16 protein-coding genes are annotated in these 19839 nt (G+C 40.4%); 7 read left to right on the forward strand and 9 right to left on the reverse strand.

The genetic code is table 11. The annotated features are described in order from the left end of the window. Window positions 1-12 precede the first annotated feature (12 nt). The 5 genes from DFQ12_RS04675 to DFQ12_RS04695 all read right to left on the reverse strand — a co-directional run bounded on the left by DFQ12_RS04675 (window position 13) and on the right by DFQ12_RS04695 (window position 6901). Entirely contained in the window at window positions 13-1095 is a 1083-nt protein-coding gene (locus tag DFQ12_RS04675; protein WP_120257838.1) for an efflux RND transporter periplasmic adaptor subunit, read from the reverse strand. 175 nt (window positions 1096-1270) lie between these two features. Then, window positions 1271-1672: a hypothetical protein gene (locus DFQ12_RS04680; protein WP_120257839.1), complete on the reverse strand. Its 402-nt coding sequence runs from the start codon at window positions 1670-1672 to the stop codon at window positions 1271-1273. 84 nt (window positions 1673-1756) lie between these two features. Beyond that, window positions 1757-2971 (reverse strand): DUF763 domain-containing protein, encoded by a 1215-nt coding sequence (locus DFQ12_RS04685; RefSeq protein WP_120257840.1) that lies wholly within the window; start codon window positions 2969-2971, stop codon window positions 1757-1759. A gap of 263 nt (window positions 2972-3234) precedes the next feature. Then, window positions 3235-3912 carry a hypothetical protein gene (locus tag DFQ12_RS04690; RefSeq protein WP_120257841.1) on the reverse strand — a complete coding sequence of 226 codons (678 nt, stop codon included), beginning with the start codon at window positions 3910-3912 and terminating at the stop codon, window positions 3235-3237. Window positions 3913-3979: 67 nt separating this feature from the next. After that, window positions 3980-6901: an FAD-binding and (Fe-S)-binding domain-containing protein gene (locus DFQ12_RS04695; RefSeq protein WP_208642435.1), complete on the reverse strand. Its 2922-nt coding sequence runs from the start codon at window positions 6899-6901 to the stop codon at window positions 3980-3982. Window positions 6902-7113: 212 nt separating this feature from the next. Between DFQ12_RS04695 and DFQ12_RS04700 the strand changes: the two genes are divergently transcribed. The 6 genes from DFQ12_RS04700 to DFQ12_RS04725 all read left to right on the forward strand — a co-directional run bounded on the left by DFQ12_RS04700 (window position 7114) and on the right by DFQ12_RS04725 (window position 12587). Further along, entirely contained in the window at window positions 7114-7617 is a 504-nt protein-coding gene (locus DFQ12_RS04700) for an FUSC family protein (protein ID WP_120257842.1), read from the forward strand. Between the two features lie 182 nt (window positions 7618-7799). Further along, window positions 7800-8273, forward strand: coding sequence for an Lrp/AsnC family transcriptional regulator (locus tag DFQ12_RS04705; RefSeq protein WP_120257843.1), 474 nt, complete (start codon window positions 7800-7802; stop codon window positions 8271-8273). A 19-nt stretch (window positions 8274-8292) separates the two neighbouring features. After that, window positions 8293-9360: an EamA family transporter gene (locus DFQ12_RS04710; RefSeq protein ID WP_120257844.1), complete on the forward strand. Its 1068-nt coding sequence runs from the start codon at window positions 8293-8295 to the stop codon at window positions 9358-9360. Window positions 9361-9515: 155 nt separating this feature from the next. Continuing rightward, window positions 9516-10277, forward strand: a complete 762-nt coding sequence (locus DFQ12_RS04715) for a 5'-nucleotidase C-terminal domain-containing protein (RefSeq protein ID WP_244211677.1) — start codon at window positions 9516-9518, stop codon at window positions 10275-10277. Then, complete coding sequence (locus tag DFQ12_RS04720; RefSeq protein WP_120257845.1) at window positions 10255-11214, forward strand: bifunctional metallophosphatase/5'-nucleotidase; 960 nt, start codon at window positions 10255-10257, stop codon at window positions 11212-11214. The genes DFQ12_RS04715 and DFQ12_RS04720 overlap by 23 nt, the downstream gene beginning before the upstream one ends. A 155-nt stretch (window positions 11215-11369) precedes the next feature. Then, window positions 11370-12587 carry an MFS transporter gene (locus tag DFQ12_RS04725; RefSeq protein ID WP_120257846.1) on the forward strand — a complete coding sequence of 406 codons (1218 nt, stop codon included), beginning with the start codon at window positions 11370-11372 and terminating at the stop codon, window positions 12585-12587. A 65-nt stretch (window positions 12588-12652) separates the two neighbouring features. Here DFQ12_RS04725 and DFQ12_RS04730 read toward each other — a convergent pair whose 3' ends face one another. From DFQ12_RS04730 to DFQ12_RS04740, 4 genes are all read right to left on the reverse strand, one after another. Continuing rightward, on the reverse strand, window positions 12653-14656 hold the full coding sequence (locus DFQ12_RS04730; RefSeq protein ID WP_120257847.1) for a M13 family metallopeptidase: 2004 nt from the start codon (window positions 14654-14656) through the stop codon (window positions 12653-12655). A gap of 105 nt (window positions 14657-14761) precedes the next feature. Beyond that, complete coding sequence (locus DFQ12_RS27905) at window positions 14762-14971, reverse strand: hypothetical protein (protein WP_147420330.1); 210 nt, start codon at window positions 14969-14971, stop codon at window positions 14762-14764. 67 nt (window positions 14972-15038) lie between these two features. Next, on the reverse strand, window positions 15039-15983 hold the full coding sequence (gene metA / locus DFQ12_RS04735; protein WP_120257848.1) for a homoserine O-acetyltransferase MetA: 945 nt from the start codon (window positions 15981-15983) through the stop codon (window positions 15039-15041). Window positions 15984-16097: 114 nt separating this feature from the next. Next, window positions 16098-16631, reverse strand: coding sequence for a TlpA family protein disulfide reductase (locus tag DFQ12_RS04740; RefSeq protein WP_120257849.1), 534 nt, complete (start codon window positions 16629-16631; stop codon window positions 16098-16100). 374 nt (window positions 16632-17005) lie between these two features. On the opposite strand from DFQ12_RS04740, the gene acnA reads away from it, so the two are divergent. After that, window positions 17006-19774 (forward strand): aconitate hydratase AcnA, encoded by a 2769-nt coding sequence (gene acnA, locus DFQ12_RS04745; RefSeq protein ID WP_167457192.1) that lies wholly within the window; start codon window positions 17006-17008, stop codon window positions 19772-19774. Window positions 19775-19839: the final 65 nt, after the last annotated feature.

Consider the following 19839-nt stretch of genomic DNA (forward strand, 5'->3'; position numbering starts at 1 on the left):
GAGTATGGAGATTTATTCTGTTTTTAACTTCAAATTAGAAATGGCATCTTTAGGCTGAACGAAGCTGTAGTTGATCTTTTCATCCTCTTTCACTTTCTGTATACCGTCCAATAGGAATTTATCATCTTTTTGAAGTCCACTGCTGACCACATAAAGGTCAGGAAGGGAATTGCTAATTGTGATATAACGCGCTTTTAACTTGCCTGCTTTATCCACGACATAAACATATTTCCGGTCCTGTAACTCGTAGGTTGCCTTTTGTGGAATAATCAAGGCCTGCTTCAATGGAAAATTCATAACGACTTTACCACTTTCACCATGTTTCAATAATCGATTGGGATTTGGAAATCTCGCCCTAAAGGCAATGTTACCAGTTTCGCTGTCAAATTCACTCTCTATGGTTTCAACCACACCATGTTCTGGAAGCAATTCGTTATTGGCAAGCAATAATCCAACATGGGTATCTCCGCGTTTACTCACGTTTGTCTGATAATTCAGGTACTCTGGTTCCGACACATTGAAGTATACCAGCATTTGGCTATTGTCGGAGAGGCTTGTCAATAACTCGCCCTCATCCACCAAACTTCCTAATTTTAGCGGGATACGGTCAATTGTACCATCAAATGGAGCTCTTATTTCTGTAAAAGAAAGGTGCAGTTTGGCAATTGCGGAAGCCGCCTTGGCTTGCTCCAGTTTTGCTTTCGCCATCGCAAGTTCGTTGGGGGATACGACATTTTTATCGGCTAAGCTCTTGGTGTTCTGCACTTCAATCTCGGCAACATTCACTTCCGCCATAGATTTTCTAAACTCTGCTTCATACATTTTGGGCATAATGCGAAACAGAAGCTGTCCTTTGTGCACAAATTGTCCCTCGTCGACAAAAATCTGCTCCAGGTATCCTTTCTCCTGTGCACGTAATTCGATATTACGAAAAGATTTAATCTGAGAAACAAAATCCTTACGGATTGTTGTATCCACCTGTACGGGAGAGGTAACATTGAATTTTTCCTTTTCTTCTTTCTCTTCCTTTTTGGAAGTACAACCAATTTGGCATAATACCATAGCCAAATTAACGAGCATAAATACTCTTTTCATTTGTAAGCGTCTAATTAAAAATAAGTTTGATTGTTTGTTGATATGGTAGTTGAAACAACCTAAGCCTTAGATTATTGTAATACAAAAAAAACACAGAATCATTAGTCTATCAATGAAAGTCTGAATCATTCGGAATACAACGAAAATAAAGTTGGGCTATTTCGGAGATTGGCTATTAAATTCTCCAGTTTTGTTGAAGAATATACCTTTGGGGGTGTAAATAAGCGACAAAATTGCAAAAAGGAATCTTTTTTGCAAAACGAAATACAAAGATAAAAAGTACAACCGCACAGAACAATAAAGCGACAAAATTAGAAGCTGCTTCGAGGTCTTTGGTCAACTGAAAATTCTCACTGTTAAACTCTTCGATAACGGGGTTCTCATCATGTACGTTTCCAGCTATTAGAGGATCGATGTGGACACTTAGGGAATTAATCCTGTCCTTCAGGTTGGCATCATTGGGCTGATACATAAAACTGACCGTAGGGCGATCAGATTCGTTAAGCACAGCATGGCTATTACCGCTCCTAATCAATAGGAAGCCTATAAAACATAGAATTGTAATAACCACTTTCATTTGAGGGCAAATATACTAGCGTATAAATAATTTCAATAAGGTTTAACACAATTTAACAAAATGATTACAATCCAACAATAATGTTTAGAAAAGTGACAACTGTTGCCCTATGTCACCATCCTTTGGAGCTTTTGCCTGACCAAATACGGTTCGACCATTGTACTTCCAAGAGTCTCTACGTTCTTCTGCTATGACCTGTTGAATATCAAACTGGGGTGTGAAATTATGCTCAGCGTCCAATATGATCTGATGGAGTTTATGCATGGATTTTAATTTATCACTATTCCCCAGTTTTGACCTTTCGATACCCTTTTGTAAGATTTGAATACTTTGGTCGTAAATATCCAAAGGGACAGGAAAAGGATGCCCATCCTTTCCACCATGGGCAAAAGAAAAGCGCGCGGGGTCTTTAAATCGTGCCGGAGCACCATGGATCACCTCACTGACTAGTGCCAAGGATTGTAATGTACGCGGCCCCATCCCCTTTAACAGCAAAAGCTCCTCAAAATCCTGAGGCTGATTTTCCCGTGCCACATATAACATCGCTCCTAACCTTTTGAGATCAACATCTGCAGCACGTACATCGTGATGGGAAGGCATGACCAATTTTTTAAAGTCCAATAATGCACGGGAAGAATCTTCGTTAACGATAGCCATAATGCCTGTTCTGTTAGGAGCTGCACCAGAAGCTGTCAAGTTCAAAATAACGCCCTGCGAACGTCCTTCAATACCAGCATGAGGTTCGTCAATGAAAGAGCTAACTTTCTCCGAATGCCAATGATAGCGGCGGGCAGTTCCATCATGATTATGCATACCCTGTTGTACCACAGCCCAATGACCGTCCTTGCTGACAATAAAATTGTGGAGGTATAACTGATAACCATCTTGTATAGCCGTATTATCCACCTTGGCCACTAACTTACTTGTTCGAACCAATTTATTCCCGTCCAAACCAGTTTTATCTGCCAAATAAAGTAGTTCCTGTGGTGTGTCTTTAGAAAATTTACCCTTACCGCCACATATATAAAGGCCGAATGCATCCGCACAGGGATTGATCGCGCGTTTTAAAGCGCCCATGACTGAGGTAGTAATACCTGATGAATGCCAGTCCATGCCGAGTACAGCGCCAAAGCTTTGGAACCAAAATGGATCTGCCAATCTCCTCAGCACCTCATCTTGCCCATAATCCATCAGGATGACCTCCACAATGGATTTGCCTAGTGAACTCATCCGTTCATACAGCCAAGCCGGTACCTTTCCATAGTGTAGCGGCAAATCTGCCGTTCCTGAATGCCTCATAAATAAAACTAAATATATTAGCGCAAATGTAACTCTTTTTATTTGCTAAACAAGATTTTCAGAGAATTGGGATTTATCGCTTACAATACCAAGATCCTATACATGCCTAAGGAAATCAGCAGCATGTAAAACCAGGAAATCAAACTAATAAAAGAACCGATACTAAAAAAGGCTGTATAGTCGCGTGATTATACAGCCTTCTCGCTATTTCAATATATTGCCGGCCAAAGCCGGTTACTTACTATCTTTCAATAGTTAAAGATTTACTTTCCAGTCAAAGCCGATATAAATCCAGCACGGAATGATGGATCTTTTTCGGAAAATTCAATCGAGTGTTTATAGGTATCCACATTAAAAAACAATTCCGCAGGTTCCGCCTTTTTATTCTCTAAAAATAGTTTGAAACTATAGGCAGTTTTCTTTGATAGATCAACATTCACTTTATTGGATGAAAATACATTTGGCAGAACAACTTCTTTTGTAAAACCATCAGTAGTTGGTATTTGAAATAATTCACCTAAAGCTTTAACTAAGTTGTCAGATTGCGTTCCTAGGGTAGTAATTTTAATTTTTCCTTTAGTAAAGCCCACATCATCACTTGGCTGACCATCGATAATACCTGCTGGGATAAAATCAACGACTTCAATTTTAGCACCTACTGTATCCTTATTATAAATTGATTTCGTTGTATAAATGCGACTTGAATCGGTTTTAACTTCGTCGGTAATACGCAGAAAGAAATTCTTTTTTTCAGGTCCTGGAGTACCATTCGTCAGTTGTTCGATGCGTACCCGCTCAATGGTATTCGCTGTCGCAGTATCACTTCCATCAGTTTTCTTCTGATTGGAATTTCCACAAGCAGCCACCATCATCGTAGCTGTTGCAAGAAGGGCTATAGATTGAATTTTGTACATGGTGAATTGTTTATTATCAGTAATCATTGAAATATTGTTCCTATAATATTACTACTATTACTGATAACAAACAACTATTCGCAATGTTTTTATTTTATTTCAATAAAGCGTCGTATAAAATTTCAACGGGGTGAAAAGATTTTCTTCCGGTACCATCTTTGATCTGATGTCGGCACGAAGTACCCGCAGCAGCAATTAGAGTCGCTGTATCTGTGTTACGTACAGCCGGCAATAAAACCAGTTCGGCCACTTTCATTGAGACATCATAGTGTTCGGCTTCGTAACCAAACGAACCTGCCATGCCACAGCAGCCCGACGGAATCACTTCAACGGAATAATTGGACGGGAACGCTAAGACTTGCTGGGTAATGCCTACCAGATGAAAAGCTTTCTGATAGCAATGTCCATGCAGCTTGATCTTCTTTTCCACAGCTGTAAACTGCTCCTGATGAATACGGCCCGCCTCGATTTCCGCCAATAGAAATTCGTCAATCATAAGTGCATTTTTAGCCACCAACTGTGCATCAGTACGAAGATTTTCATCAACCAGACTTAAATATTCATCTCTAAATGTAATGATACCAGATGGTTCAATACCCAACAACGGTGTTTCGTCGGTAATCAGGCCTTTTAGGAAATTAATGTTTTGATTGGCAATCTTTTTTGCTTCTTTGACAAATCCTTTGGAGAGATAGGTCCGTCCGCTTTGTACATGTTTTGGAATAATCACTTCATAGCCCAATGCCGTTAGTAGCTTGTAAGCTGTAATACCAATCTCAGCATCGTTATATTCTGTAAACTCGTCGGAGAATAGATAGACCCTGCGTTTAGTTTGCGGTACTATCGTTTGCTTCCTGACCCATTGGCTCAACGTCGTTCCATTCACCGTAGGAAGAGAGCGTTTAGGTGCAAACCCTACGGTTTTCTTTACCAAACCGGATAAAAAGTCATTCTTCACAACAAAATTATAGATTGGAGCGACGAGCGATCCAAGTTTCTGGGAATCAGTAAAATTCGCGATCAATTTGGCCCTAAAGCCGGCCCCATGTTCATCGTAATAATGTTGTAAAAACTCGGCTTTCATCTTGGCAACGTCCACACTCGACGGACATTCCGTTTTACAGCCCTTGCAACTCAGACATAGATCCATCACTTCCTTGATTTCCTCATGGTCAAAGCGATTTTTTTTCGTGGAGTTGGTCAAAAATTGACGCAACATATTCGCTCGTGCACGCGTTGTATCCTTCTCATCTCGTGTCGCCATAAAAGATGGACACATCGTCCCACCGGTAATTTCTGTTTTCCGGCAATCACCCGAGCCCGAACATTTTTCAGCCAAACGGAGAATGGATTCATCTTTGGAAAAATCAAAATAAGTTTTTATATCCGTCCTATTTTTGTCATTGTCATAACGCAAATGGGCATCCATTGGTGGAGTATTGACAATCTTATTTGCATTAAAAACTCCTACGGGGTCGAAGATTACCTTTACTTCCTCCAGAAGTTTATAAACCTTTTCTCCGAGTACTTTACCAATAAATTCTCCCCTCAAACGTCCGTCGCCATGCTCCCCACTCAACGATCCATTATACTTTAACACAAGATCACTTGTTTTTTCTAATATGGAGCGGAAAGTGCGCTTACCTTCTTCTGTTTTCAGATTGACAAAAGGCTCGATATGTAGTTCACCCGCTCCAGCATGTGCATAGTAAGATGCATGCACCCCTTCTTCAACCAAAAGTTTCTGGATGTCACTGACATAGGCCGGAAGATCCTCTGGAGAAACCGCACAGTCTTCGATTAAATTGACCGGTTGGCTGTCCCCAGGAAGATTACGGATAAGCCCTAATCCAGCTTTTCGGACATCCCAGACAAGATTAGTCTGCTCGATTCCAATAATATAAGGATAGGCATAGCCCAACCCTTTCTCAATCAGTTCTGCCTTTAAGGCCATCGCCTTGGCCTCGGTCTCCACAGCAGTATGACCTCTAAATTCTACGATCAACAGTGCCTGAGGATCACCCTCAATAAAAAAGCGATTGTATTTATAAGTCGGATGCCCGACCGTAAAATCCATGATATATTTATCGACCAGCTCAGATGCCTCAGGCTGATGATTCAACGCGATGACATTTCCATGCATACATTCAACCATATCAGCAAAATGAACACATAATAGTCCAAGCTCCTGCGGTGGTAAATCCATCAAGTGAAGCTTTGCCTCTGTTACAATCGCCAGAGTTCCCTCAGAACCCGCCAAAAGGTTACACATATTAAAGGGTTGCGTACGGTCACTCAAAATATCCAAGGCATATCCCGTATTTCGTCGGGTAATCGAACGCTTGGGGTAGCCTGTTTCAATCGCCGCCAAATTTTGAGGATCTGTCAACAAATCATTCATGTGACGGTAGATATCCCCTTCACGATCTGTTTGTAAAAGTTTTTTAAAATAACTTGCCTCATCCAGCGAAGCAAAGCTCACCTCTGATTTATCATCTAAAAGTACATTTGCTGCAATTAGATTATGACGAGTATCGCCCCAGACAATGGAATGGAGACCCGAGGAATTATTACCAATCATACCACCAACCATGGCCCGACTTGCCGTGGATGTCTCCGGACCAAACATTAGCCCAAAAGGCTTCAGGTAACTATTCAGATCATCACGAATCACTCCGGGTTGTACCCGCACCCATTTCTCCTCCACATTCAATTCCAGGATGCGGTTAAAATGACGGGATATATCCATAATGATACCATTTCCGACAACCTGTCCTGCCAACGATGTTCCAGCGGTACGGGGAATTAAGGTTGTTTGGTTTGCTCGGGCAAAATCAATTAGATTCTTTATATCGTTTATATCAGATGGAATGGCCACGGCCAAAGGTTTTTCCTGGTACACCGAAGCATCTGTTGAGTAGGCAAGTAACATGGTTTGATGCGATGCCTCATCTGTATAATACAACTCCCCTTTAAGTTGAGTTGCCAATAAGGCTAACTGATTCTGATCTTTCACTGAATTTGCTTTTTTATATAGAAAACAAATTTAGTCAAATTTCTCCTTTGGAAAAAGGAAGAATTGCAAGAAATACACAATTTCTTTTAACAAAACGCATAAAAACGCAATCACAAAATGCAACAAACCGGAATTTTATTTCGCATCTTCATCAATTGCTTGTATTTTTGCAGCAGCAACACGGTTTAATGAATTAACATCCGCTCTGTTATATGCGTAATCTTATCCTTCGATACACATTACATTCAGATTTTATTATATATTCGATACGGGTACTAGTAGGATTTTTGCTAGGCTACATCCTATTTGTGTCCTTTCCGGAATACTCTGTTTCCTGGACACTTATTTCAATTATCCTAGTGATATCCCCGCAGGAAAATGAGTCCAAAAAAATTGCCATTGACCGCGCCAAGTCCAATTTCATTGGCTCTGCCATCGGTCTCAGCTTATACTTCGTACCGATTCCGCAGCTGTATGCAATGATTATCGGAATGCTTGCCTCCCTTATCATCTGCAAAGCACTGAATATTATGGCTGTGGCCCGCACATCTATGGTGGCTTTAATTATTGTCTACTTACATGAGCAGGAAAGTCGTTCTTATTTTGCAGCCCTCGACCGTTTCGGTTGTGTTTGCGTAGGATGTTTGATCGGCTTAGGTGTCATCCTATCTACCCGCAATATTATTATTAAATTGAGAAATCGGTATAATTGTTGATCATCGTAAACCGTAAACCACCTGCAACTCCTTTTCAACCAACAAATTAAAGCAAACAAAGAAAATCAGCAGGAGTTCAAATCGAATAAAATTCACAACAACAACCATTCTTTCAGAATAATATTCATAATTAATACTAATATTTTGAATATTCTACTTTTTTCCTTACCTTTGCAGTCGAAATGACAAAAGTAGAATATAATTTAGATCAGGTAGATTACAAAATCCTTCGTTTAATGCAGGATAACGGGCGTATCAACAATGCTGATATCGCTAGAGAATTAGGTATGGCTCCTTCAGCAATACTGGAGCGGGTTAAGAAGCTTGAGCAGAAAGACGTGATCCTAAAATACAGCGCCAAGATCAATCCAGCGGCTGTTGATCAGAAACTTTTATCATTTATTTTCATCAAATCCAATGATATCATTGGCGAACAACGTGTAGGTCTCGCCCTCGCGGAAATTCCGGAGGTACAAGAAGTACACGACATTGCTGGAGATGACGGTTATCTTATCAAAGTAAGAACGACAGATTCAACAGGTCTGGTTGATTTAATGCGCAATACACTGGGTAAAGTAGAAGGAATAATTTCTACTCGTACCACAATTGTACTTCAGACGGTAAAAGAAGATCAACAGGTTGTTATACCTGAATAACAGAAAGGAGGTTTTAATTATGTTGCAAGGACACAAAAAAGCTGCAAGCCCTTTAATGGTTGTAGTTGCTTATTTTATTATTTATGTGGTATGGGGCTCCACCTTTTTCTTTATAGAAAAAGCACTGCATAGTTTTCCGCCATTTATATTAGGCTCGTTTCGGTTTGTTACCGCAAGTGCCATCCTAATGAGTTATTGTGCCATAAAAGGTTATAAACTGTTTAACAAACGCTCCATATTGGAAGCTGCCTTTGTAGGCTTCTTACTTCTATTTGTGGATATGGCCGGAGTCATCTGGGCCGAACAATATGTTTCTGGTGGCGTAGCCGCGATTATTGCTGCTGCAGCTGCAATCTGGTTTATTTTACTTGACAAACCCAAATGGAAAGAGAATTTTAGCAGTGTCACCACAGTAGCCGGTGTTGTGCTTGGGTTCATTGGGGTTGTTATGTTATTTGCAGAACAGATCATGGCTTCCAACGACAATGCCAATGGAAATTTGAAAATCATTGCGCTATGTATTTTGGTATTGGGCTCCATCGCCTGGACAGTAGGTTCATTAGCGTCTAAATACTTCAAAAAATCAGAAGCACAAGAAAAAGAAGATCTGCACGTTATGGTCAAAACAGCCTGGCAGATGGTCACTGCAGGTGTTCTTTTTAATATCACTGCGCTGTTCACAGGCGAGTACGCATCATTTGAATTAAGTAGTGTCGCTCCTGTCGATTGGTTTAATTTGGCATATTTGATCACATTTGGTTCTATTCTTGCATTTAGCTCCTATATTTGGCTTTTGCAGGTGCGCCCAGCGATGGAAGTAAGTACATACGCTTATGTAAATCCGATCATTGCGTTAATATTAAGTCATTTTTTCACTTCACATGCCGTGACTTCCTTACAGATTGTAGGTTTGGCAGTTATTTTGTTATCTGTTTTACTGATGAACTGGAAGGCTTACCGCACCAAATTGTCAACTAAAAATAAAAACAAAAAGATCCTGCAAGGAGGTACATTGGATACTTTGCCAAAGCATGATGATCGTCAAACAACTATAGATGATCTTCCCGAAGCAGAATTAGTACACTAGGTTGTTATTTTTCTAATTATATGATAAAGCTTAACGTAGATCTATGTTAAGCTTTTATTGTTTTTATCTTTTTAGCAAAATTAGACGAGCAGGAATAAGATTTCTTCATATTTAATTGGCTAACTTTGCCCCAGTATTTGGCTAAACTAACTATAATGAATATATCAAAGCAAATTGCCTTTATTGGTAGTTTTGGAGTCGCTTCGCTTTTGATGGTCACAGGTTGTTCAAAGCAACTCCACCCTACACAAAAGGACTTCAAACAATACCATATCAACAAGGATGTACAAGCAGATCCTACTGTCGTTTCCATCTATGAGCCATTCAAGCAAAAAATGGAAACCGAAATGAACCGCGTTATCGGACATGCCAATAAGGCGTTGACAAAAGAGAAGACACCTGAAACATTAATGGGTAATTTCTTTTGTGAAGCTTTGTTGTGGATGAGTGACCATTATGCCCACAATCCCGCCGACCTTGCCTTTGCAACAAAAGGAGGAATTCGCAATGATCTCAAAGCTGGAGATATCACAGTAGGACATATCTTTGAAGTAATGCCCTTTGAAAACACATTAACGATTATTGAACTAAAAGGCAGCCAAATACGCCAGCTTGCTGACTATATCGCGACAACCCATGGCCAGCCTATTGCGGGCATGACCTTAACGATAACAGGAAATAAGGTACAGGATATCAAAATCAAAGGACAGGCAATAGATGACAATAAAACATACAAACTCGTCACCTATGATTATCTGGCCAATGGTGGCGATAATCTCGTCCTATTGACACAATCGATCGCTAGAACCAACTATCCCCAACGGATGCGTGAAGGTTTGATAGAATATGTAAGTGAATTAACAAAAGCAGGTAAACAAGTAAATGCGGAATTAGATGGAAGAATTAAAATCAATTAATCGGAGAACCTTTATCAAGCAAGCCGGTGGATTTTCTGCAGCACTTGCTTTGGGTTCATTACCTTTTCAGGCGGCAGCAAAAAGTAAAAAGATCAAATTGACCATTTTACATACCAATGATGTGCATAGTCGCATTGAGCCTTTTCCAATGGACGGTGGTAAGTATCAGGGACTGGGTGGTGTAGCTCGTCGTAGCACACTGATCAATAAGATCCGTAGCGAGGAAAATAATCTACTATTATTGGATGCAGGTGACATGTTTCAGGGAACGCCGTATTTCAACCTCTTTGGCGGTAAATTAGAGCTCGACCTGATGACCAAATTGCGATATGATGCCGGCACATTTGGTAACCATGAGTTCGATAATGGCCTGGATGGACTCGTGAAATACCTAGATCACGCCAAATTTCCATTTCTGACGGCCAACTATGATTTTAAAGGTACCGTACTTGAAGGGAAAACCCAGGATTATACGATATTTCATAAAGGCGGTATCAAGGTGGGTGTATTTGGACTGGGGGTTGATATCGAAGGGTTAGTAGATCCCAATAATTATAAAGGGATGAAATATCTGGATCCGATTGAAATATCCAACAAAATTGTTAAAATCCTGAAAGAAAAACATAAGTGCGACCTTATTATCTGTCTTTCACACCTTGGGTATCAATATGAGAATGATAAAGTTTCAGATCTGGTTCTGGCAGCCAAAACATCAGATATCGATCTGATCATTGGCGGACACACTCATACTTTTTTAAATGAACCGACCTTGGTCACAAATTTAAAAGGAACACAGACAGTGGTCAACCAGGTTGGTTTTGCAGGTATCAATCTTGGTCGCATTGATTTTATTATGGAACCGGGATCAGACAAAAAGCAGATGATAGCAAGTACCTATCAGGTAAACCCGTCAATAGCAGAATCGCAACTGGCATAATATTATACATTTATAATAGGTGCCAAATTGACCAAATCAATTTGGCATTTTTTTGACAGAATCCGTTGAAGTTTTTGTGAGCCAAAACCAGCCCATACCGGAAAGATGGAAACGCTCATAATAAATGACCAGCTTTTAAAAAGCAAATTATTTGCATGAAAAAAATCATATCCATATACTTGGATTCCTTCAAAGGCCTTTCACAGGCCGCATGGCTCTTGGCAGTTGTTATGTTGATCAACAGAATGGGAAGTATGGTCATCCCCTTCTTGGGGCTCTATATGACACAGGTCCTTCATTTTGATATCAAACAAGTTGGGATTGTGCTTATGAGCTATGGCATAGGCTCAGTTTGTGGCTCCTACATCGGTGGGTGGTTGACAGATCGGATTGGTAGCTTTAAGGTGCAATTCGGAAGTTTAGTATTGGCTTCGCCCCTATTTCTATTGATTCCTTTATTTAAAGAGGTTCAATCCCTGTCTATCATGATCTTTACACTAAGTCTAATTTTTGATGCATTTAGACCTGCGAATTCTGTTTCTGTTGCGAGTTACGCTAAACCCGAGAATATTACCCGAGCTTTTTCGCTCAACCGTTTAGCGATTAATCTAGGTTTTTCAATCGGTCCTGCAGCTGCAGGCTTTCTGGCTACAATCTCGTTTAACTGGATATTCTATGGAAATTCCTTTGCAGTGATGTGTGCTGCAGTAATTTTCTTTATCTTCTTTAATAAAAGACAAAAAAGAACAGATGTAAAAGCAAAAAAAGAAGCATTGGCAAACAGCAATATAATCGTAAAACAAAGTCGCAATCCTTATACCGATATTCCCTTTGTATTATTTAATATATTCTGCTGCATTTTCTCGTTTTGCTTTTTCCAGCTAATTACGACCTTACCAATATTTTATCGTGAGGTACACCACCTAGATGATCATCAGATCGGATTTCTACTAGGTTGGAGTGGTTTTGTGATTGTGCTATTGGAGATGTTTGTCGTCCATGTCGCCGAAAAGAGGTTCTCACTGATTAGTACATTGGTGTTTGGTACCGTTTTATGCGCCCTCTCCTACGCCATGTTAAATTACATGGGTGGACTTGGCTGGTTATATTTCACATTTTTCATCTTCGGTCTTGGCGAAATGCTGACACTTCCCTTTATGGCGACCGTATCTGTCAATCGTTCTACACCCAAAACTCAGGGAGCATATATGGGATTCAACTCCCTAGCTTTCTCTGCCGCAAATATCTTTTCACCATTGCTAGGAACTTCTATTGTTGACTCCTTTGGATTTACAACATTGTGGTGGGCCACAGCACTGACCCTGTCCTTTACAGGACTCGGCTTTTACCTTGTGCTGAAATGGATGCGCTAAATAATAAAAGGGACATTTCAAATGAAATGTCCCTTTTATTATTTAAATAAGATCGGTGGATTTTCCTACCAGATCTTAATACGTTTATCTGTAGGGATAAACATTTTATCGCCATCTTTCGTTTCCCAGGCAGCATGGAATGCATCCAAATTGATGATTGGAGCGAACGCCCGGTATTGTGCAGGAGAATGCGGGTCCGTTTTCACCTGATTCACAACAAATTCATCCGTTGTCTTCGTTCTCCAAATGGTAGCCCAAGAAAGGAAGAAACGTTGATTCTGTGTAAAACCATCGATTAAACCAGGATTTCCTTTGTCTTTTAAATACAACTGTAATGCATCAAAAGCGACCGAAGAACCGCCCAAATCACCAATATTCTCACCTAAAGTGAAACGACCGTTTACAAAAACTCCCGGAACTGGTTCATAAGCTTCAAATTGTTTGACCAACGCATTCGCTGCGGCTTCAAATTTAGCCTTATCACCATCAGTCCACCAGTTGTTCAAATTGCCATTACCATCGTATTTTGCACCCTGATCATCAAAACCATGAGATAACTCATGTCCTATGACTGCACCGATGCCACCAAAATTAACCGCTGCATCGGCTTTGTAATCATAAAACGGAGGCTGAAGAATTGCTGCCGGAAATACGATTTCGTTAAACAATGGACTATAATAAGCATTAACAGTCTGTGGTGTCATTCCCCATTCAGATTTATCAACTGGCTTACCTTGTTTTGCAAGGTTCTCATAAAAAGCCCACTTGCTGGATGATAAAACATTCGCGTAAAGTGATGTTCCAATGTCAAGTTTGCTATAATCCTTCCATTTGTCCGGATAACCGATCTTCACTTTAAACTTCGACAACTTTTCGAGCGCCTTCACTTTTGTATCTGCAGACATCCATGTTAGACCATTGATATGTTGCCCGAATGCTTTTACAAGATAACTTACCAGCTCCTCCGCATCCGCTTTGGCTTTCGGTGGAAAATTCTCCTTAACATATAACTTACCCAAAAGCTCCCCAGCGATAGAATTAACAAACTCTACCCCGCGTTTGTCCAGTGCACGTTGTTCCTTCTGCCCTTTTAACTTACGACCCCAAAAATCAAAAGAAAGATCATTTAATTCCTGCGTTGTATACGAAGCAGCGGTATTTAATAAGTGAAATGTCAAGATATCTTTAATAATCGGAAGGTTCGCCGGATTAAAGATTTTATCTAAATTTTCATAGTATTTTAGTTCGGGTACAATAACGGTATCCGCTTTGAATCCAACGTCGCTTAGATATTTGGCAATGTCAACGTTTTTTACCATCTTTTTCAAATCAGCAACCGCCACCGGATTATAGCGGCCATTTGCATCACGCGACTGTTCGACAGTTTTCAGATTAGCGGCCAATTCTTTTTCAAATGCAACAATTTTAGGACCTTTTAGATCTCTTGTACGTTGACCTGATTTGGCATAAAGCGCAGAGATATATTCCGAATAATCCTTTAATGTCTCTTCATTCTTTTGATCCTTAACTTGGTAATAAGAACGGCCTAAGCCTAGACTTCCACCACCCAAATAAACCGTATTGACATTAGAATTTTTGAGATGCGCATAAACATATCCACCAAAGAAAGGGTTTCCTCCTATAGGAGCCACTTCTACCAGATATTTATAAAGATCATCAAAATTCTTTATCGCATTAATTTTTGTCAAATAGGGCTGAACAGGTTCTAATCCCAATTTGTCACGCGTCTTCGTATCTACAAAAGACCGGTACAGATCACCTATTTTCTGGTTATCTGTTCCTTTTGTAAACTGGCCCGATAACGATTCCTGTAACACTTTCAGTGTAGCGATGTCTGTATTTTCACGCAACTCATCAAAAGAGCCCCAACGTGCCTTATCCGACGGAATTTTAACCGTTTTCATCCATTGACCATTCACAAAATTGTAGAAATCATCCTGCGGACGAACACTTTTATCCATGTAATTTACATTGATTGCATTATTTTGCGCATGGCCGGCCAAAGAACCACATGCCAACAAAGCAGCCAAAAGTATATTTCTCTTCATATAAATTTTAGTTTGTTATGTATCTACACAAACTTAAGAAAAGTTTCGCTATTGTTCCTAACACAAAACATAGTTTTGCAGACAACTGAAATAATAGATATTACACTATGTCTGTCTTTTGTTTTGAGTCGATTTACGGAGCAGGAGAAAGAAAATCACCAGGAAGAGTGCCACTCCACCCAGCCAAATCCAGGGGTTGGCATACCACAACGTGCCGTTTGCCTCCTTGAGCTTTTGACTTTCCTCAATCGGCACCTCCGCATGAAGTATAATAATTGAAAACAGCAAACAAAACAGTAAAGACATTCTTTTCATATGATCTACTTTATATAGATAGAATGCTCCGCCAGCCTATTTTGTTTGCTTAGGATAAAATTTGTGTTCAGTCTTTTTGTCTGATCTCCCCCAGATGAACGACATCTTTTAAATCAAAAGGCGTTTCTTGGTACACAAAATAGTTGAGCCAATTATTAAATAACAAGTTAGCATGGCTCGTCCAACGCACCAAAGGTTGATTTTCTGGATTGTCATCTCTATAGTAGTTTGCAGGCATGCGAATGGCCTGGCCTTTTTCTAAATCCCTTTTATACTCTTCATCCAAAGTAAATGGTGCGTATTCCGAATGGCCGGTCAGGTAAAATTCCCGACCACCGCGGGAGGATGCGATGGCAATACCTGCTTCAGGAGATTCGGAAAGAATTTCTATCCCGCTTTTAGCAAGTAAATCGTCTTTCTCCATAGTTGTATGCCGGCTATGAGGAATAAAAAACTCATCATCAAATCCACGAAATAACGGATGTCTTTTGTCGAGAGCAGTATGTTTGAATACACCAAAAAGCTTTTCGTCCAACGGTTTTTTCTCCACATCATAAAAATGATACAAGGCTGCCTGTGAAGCCCAACAGATATACAAACTTGACGTTACATGCGTTCTTGCCCAGTCAAAGATCGTCTGAATTTCATTCCAATAGGTCACCTCTTCAAATCTGACCATCTCAACCGGAGCACCTGTGATGATCATACCATCGTAGAAGTTTTCCTTCACTTCACTTAGGCTTTTATAAAACATCTCCAAGTGTTCCTCAGGAGTATTTTTTGAAACGTGGGTCTCCAATCGAAGAAACTCCATCTCAACTTGCAAAGGATTATTGGAAAGTAAGCGGATAAAATCGGTCTCCGTTGTAATCTTAAGAGGCATCAGATTGAGGACCAAAACACGTAATGGTCTAATATCCTGCTCATTTGCTCTTAGATCACTCATGACAAAGATATTTTCCTTTTTTAAAAGCTCTATCGCAGGAAGGTTATTAGGAAGTTTGACTGGCATATATAAATTTCTCCTTATACAATTAGCATGCAAAATTAACAAGAAAATGGCAGAATACTAAATGAAACCGCAAATTTAAGTTTGCACCAAAACATAGCTTTTTTCCCTTTCAGATCACTCTTCGGTTAATTGCCTTAGGGCTTTTTGAAACTTCGCCGAGCCAAAATTCATCCCGCCCACGTGCTTATTGACCAGTTTGCCCGCTTTATCTATGATAATGGTCGTGGGAATACTTGTCGTACTAAGATCTTTTGGTAAGGCGGAGTTCAGCTGATAGACCGGAAGACTATATTTTCTTTTCTTTAAAAACTTCTCTGAGTACTTCAGGTTACCATCTACGTCCACCGATAAAAACACAATTCGGCTATTCCCTTGAAAGTCTTTATAGAGCTTGTCCAAAGAGGGCATTTCTGCTAAACACGGTGAACACCATATCGCCCAAAAATTGATCAAAACAACTTTACCTTTGAGCTGATTCAACGAAATCACCTTGCCTTTACTATCTTTAAAACTAACTTCCTCATTTTTGAGTCGTAAGCCAGCATACGTTGTCGGATCATCTCCATACGCATAACCCGATGTGTATGCAAATAGGAATAGCAGTAAGATGCTGATCGTAATAGATCTGACGCTGTTTTTTCTTCTCATATTGTTTCTTTCATGAAGGACACACAATCAACGTTTATTGTATAAATTGATTGTGTTCATCAAGCACAAACTACAATAAAATTACATTTATTCTCGCATTTTAATTCAATATCCATGTCAGCAAATTGACCAAACTTAATGGTTTAAATACATCCTACTGATCCAATGCAGTCTATGAACACAAGAAAAAGCTGCAAAATCAGAACATAATAAACTAAGCAGCTGGGAATTAAACCTAACAAAAACAACTTGCTAATTAGTCACCATCCCATTTTTTTGGGAAACGATCAATTGAATGCAATGATTTGTCTAAAAGTTATTACAAACAAATTGGCGGCTATGATTATTATATAGTATATAATAAGTAAATCAATATGAGCAAGGAAAAATCAATCCAGGAAATCGAAATCAATGGAAAAGTTTATCAGTATAGTTCCCTAAGAAATCTACCGGAGGGTGATATCGAACATCTGCCCTTCAGTATTCGGATTCTCCTGGAAAATGTCTTACGTAACCATGATGGATTTAGTATCACGGATGAGCATATCGGCACATTAATAAATTGGTCTCCTCAGCCGGTCGACAAAGATATTCCATTCAAACCAGCACGCATTCTCATGCAGGACTTTACCGGTGTCCCTGCAGTGGTAGATATGGCTTCTTTACGAGCGGAATTTGTTCGACATGGCAAAGATGGTCAAAAAATTAACCCAGCAATTCCTGTTGATCTGGTTATCGACCACTCCGTCCAGGTAGATTATTTTGGCACCGAATATTCTTACGACAAAAATGTAGCATTGGAATATGAACGTAACCGTGAACGGTATGAGCTTCTGAAATGGGCTCAAAAAGGCTTAAAAAATTTCACTGTTGTCCCTCCGGGGATGGGAATCTGTCATCAGGTAAATTTAGAATATCTTGCCAAAGGTGTTATTTCCCGTGATAATTGGTTATTTCCCGACACCTTAGTCGGCACGGACTCCCACACCCCTATGGTCAATGGCATCGGTGTTCTGGGCTGGGGTGTTGGCGGTATCGAAGCCGAAGCAGCTATGTTGGGACAACCTATCTTCTTTACCTGTCCGGAGGTGATCGGACTTAAGCTCACAGGTAGTATTCCCGATATCTGTACAGCGACTGATATGGTACTTTCCATCACAAAAATTCTACGGGATAAAGGTGTAGTCGGAAAATTTGTTGAAGTCTTTGGGGACGGACTAGATACACTGTCCGTCACAGACCGGGCCACCATCTCCAATATGTCACCTGAATTTGGCTGTACGGTCACCTATTTTCCAATAGACGACCGCACACTGGAATACATGCACAGCACCAATAGAACCGAGCAGGAAATCAAGATTGTAGAAGAGTACTGTAAACAAAATCTACTCTGGCGCACAGGAAAAGAACAGATCTTATACTCCTCCGTTGTCGAATTTAATCTCAGTACACTCGAGCCCACAGTTTCAGGCCCCAAACGTCCACAGGACAAAATTTTGGTCAAGGATTTAAACAATAAGTTTTCACAACTACTCGATAGTGAACACCATCGACAATACATCCCGATGCCACAACGCTCCGAATCGGCCTGGTTAGCAGATGGCGGATCGGGTACCGAATTTACTTTTGGGAAAGTACCTGTTGAACATGCTTCACCACATCAAGTCATTTCGGAGTCTATACATGCGGTAAGAATAAAACACAATCATAAGGAGTATATTGTTAGTGACGGCAGTATCGCTATTGCTGCAATTACAAGCTGTACAAATACCTCTAATCCAACAGTCATGATCGGTGCTGGTCTATTGGCCAGAAATGCTATTGAACGTGGGTTACGGACAAAATCCTGGGTAAAGACCTCCTTGGCGCCAGGTTCAAAAGTAGTCACACAGTACCTTGAACGATCGGGGCTCAATGCAGATCTTGACGCACTCAGATTCCACACTGTAGGCTACGGATGTACCTCCTGTATCGGAAATTCAGGCCCACTCCCACCACAAATTGCGGAAGCAGTTGAGAAAGGTGAGTTGATTGTCGCCTCAGTATTGTCAGGGAATAGAAACTTTGAAGCAAGGGTCCATCCACAGGTAAAAATGAATTTTCTGATGTCTCCCATGCTGGTTGTTGCCTATGCCCTTGTTGGTCGTGTGGACATCAATTTGATGGAAGATCCTCTTGATTATGACCCAAATGGACAACCCGTTTATTTGAAAGATATCTGGCCAAGTCGTGAGGAAATTACCAAAACAGTCAACGAATGCGTCAAACAATCTGATTTCCAAGAGGTCTACGACGTTATCTTTGACGGTTCCACGGATTGGCAGGATCTAGCAGTCAATCTTGATCAGAACTATCAATGGGATGACACATCGACATATATCAAAGAATCCCCATTTTTTGAGAACTTACAGGCTGCTCCGGCACCTATTCAGGACATTCAGCATGCAAGAGTCTTACTTTATTTGGGAGACTCAGTCACAACGGACCATATTTCTCCTGCCGGATCTTTTAAAGAAGAGACCGCCGCTGGAAAATACCTCAAGTCTCACCAGGTCAATAAAGAAGACTTCAACTCCTATGGCTCCAGACGTGGTAATCATGAAGTCATGATGCGTGGCACCTTCGCCAATGTGCGGATTAAAAATAAAATTACCGACCAGGAAGGCGGTTTTAGTAGGTATTTCCCGACGAATGAAGTAAAAACAGTATACGATACTGCAATGGAATATCGCAAAACAGATACGCCTTTGATTGTCTTAGCGGGAAAAGAATATGGATCGGGCTCATCCCGTGACTGGGCAGCCAAAGGCACTTTTCTCCTTGGTGTACGGGCTGTGATTGCCGAAAGTTTTGAACGCATACATCGAAGTAACCTTGTCGGTATGGGCGTAGCTCCACTCGTTTTTATCAATGGAGAAAATGCTGAAACACTCGGACTTGATGGCACTGAAGTCTATACCATCACTGGCTTAGCAAATGCGCTAACACCACATAAACTGCTCGATGTAAAAGCTGTCCACGACAATGGAAAGACAACAACATTTCAAGTCAAAGCGAGACTGGATTCGGCCATAGAAATAGAATACTTCAAGAATGATGGTATCTTACAATATGTACTAAGACAATATTTAAAAAACAATTAGTGTTGACCTTGCTGAAGAAGTCTGAAATGAACAAATAGAAAAAGGGCGCCATTAGACGGCGCCCC

Source organism: Sphingobacterium detergens (assembly GCF_003610355.1).
Lineage (GTDB): Bacteria > Bacteroidota > Bacteroidia > Sphingobacteriales > Sphingobacteriaceae > Sphingobacterium > Sphingobacterium detergens.

Bases quoted from the DNA above. Each gene is read 5' to 3' on its own strand.
- DFQ12_RS04675 (WP_120257838.1), bottom strand. From the start codon at position 1,095: ATGAAAAGAGTATTTATGCTCGTTAATTTGGCTATGGTATTATGCCAA.
- DFQ12_RS04680 (WP_120257839.1), bottom strand. From the start codon at position 1,672: ATGAAAGTGGTTATTACAATTCTATGTTTTATAGGCTTCCTATTGATT.
- DFQ12_RS04685 (WP_120257840.1), bottom strand. From the start codon at position 2,971: ATGAGGCATTCAGGAACGGCAGATTTGCCGCTACACTATGGAAAGGTA.
- DFQ12_RS04690 (WP_120257841.1), bottom strand. From the start codon at position 3,912: ATGATTACTGATAATAAACAATTCACCATGTACAAAATTCAATCTATA.
- DFQ12_RS04700 (WP_120257842.1), top strand. From the start codon at position 7,114: ATGCGTAATCTTATCCTTCGATACACATTACATTCAGATTTTATTATA.
- DFQ12_RS04705 (WP_120257843.1), top strand. From the start codon at position 7,800: ATGACAAAAGTAGAATATAATTTAGATCAGGTAGATTACAAAATCCTT.
- DFQ12_RS04710 (WP_120257844.1), top strand. From the start codon at position 8,293: ATGTTGCAAGGACACAAAAAAGCTGCAAGCCCTTTAATGGTTGTAGTT.
- DFQ12_RS04715 (WP_244211677.1), top strand. From the start codon at position 9,516: ATGAATATATCAAAGCAAATTGCCTTTATTGGTAGTTTTGGAGTCGCT.
- DFQ12_RS04720 (WP_120257845.1), top strand. From the start codon at position 10,255: ATGGAAGAATTAAAATCAATTAATCGGAGAACCTTTATCAAGCAAGCC.
- DFQ12_RS04725 (WP_120257846.1), top strand. From the start codon at position 11,370: ATGAAAAAAATCATATCCATATACTTGGATTCCTTCAAAGGCCTTTCA.
- DFQ12_RS04730 (WP_120257847.1), bottom strand. From the start codon at position 14,656: ATGAAGAGAAATATACTTTTGGCTGCTTTGTTGGCATGTGGTTCTTTG.
- DFQ12_RS27905 (WP_147420330.1), bottom strand. From the start codon at position 14,971: ATGAAAAGAATGTCTTTACTGTTTTGTTTGCTGTTTTCAATTATTATA.
- metA (WP_120257848.1), bottom strand. From the start codon at position 15,983: ATGCCAGTCAAACTTCCTAATAACCTTCCTGCGATAGAGCTTTTAAAA.
- DFQ12_RS04740 (WP_120257849.1), bottom strand. From the start codon at position 16,631: ATGAGAAGAAAAAACAGCGTCAGATCTATTACGATCAGCATCTTACTG.
- acnA (WP_167457192.1), top strand. From the start codon at position 17,006: ATGAGCAAGGAAAAATCAATCCAGGAAATCGAAATCAATGGAAAAGTT.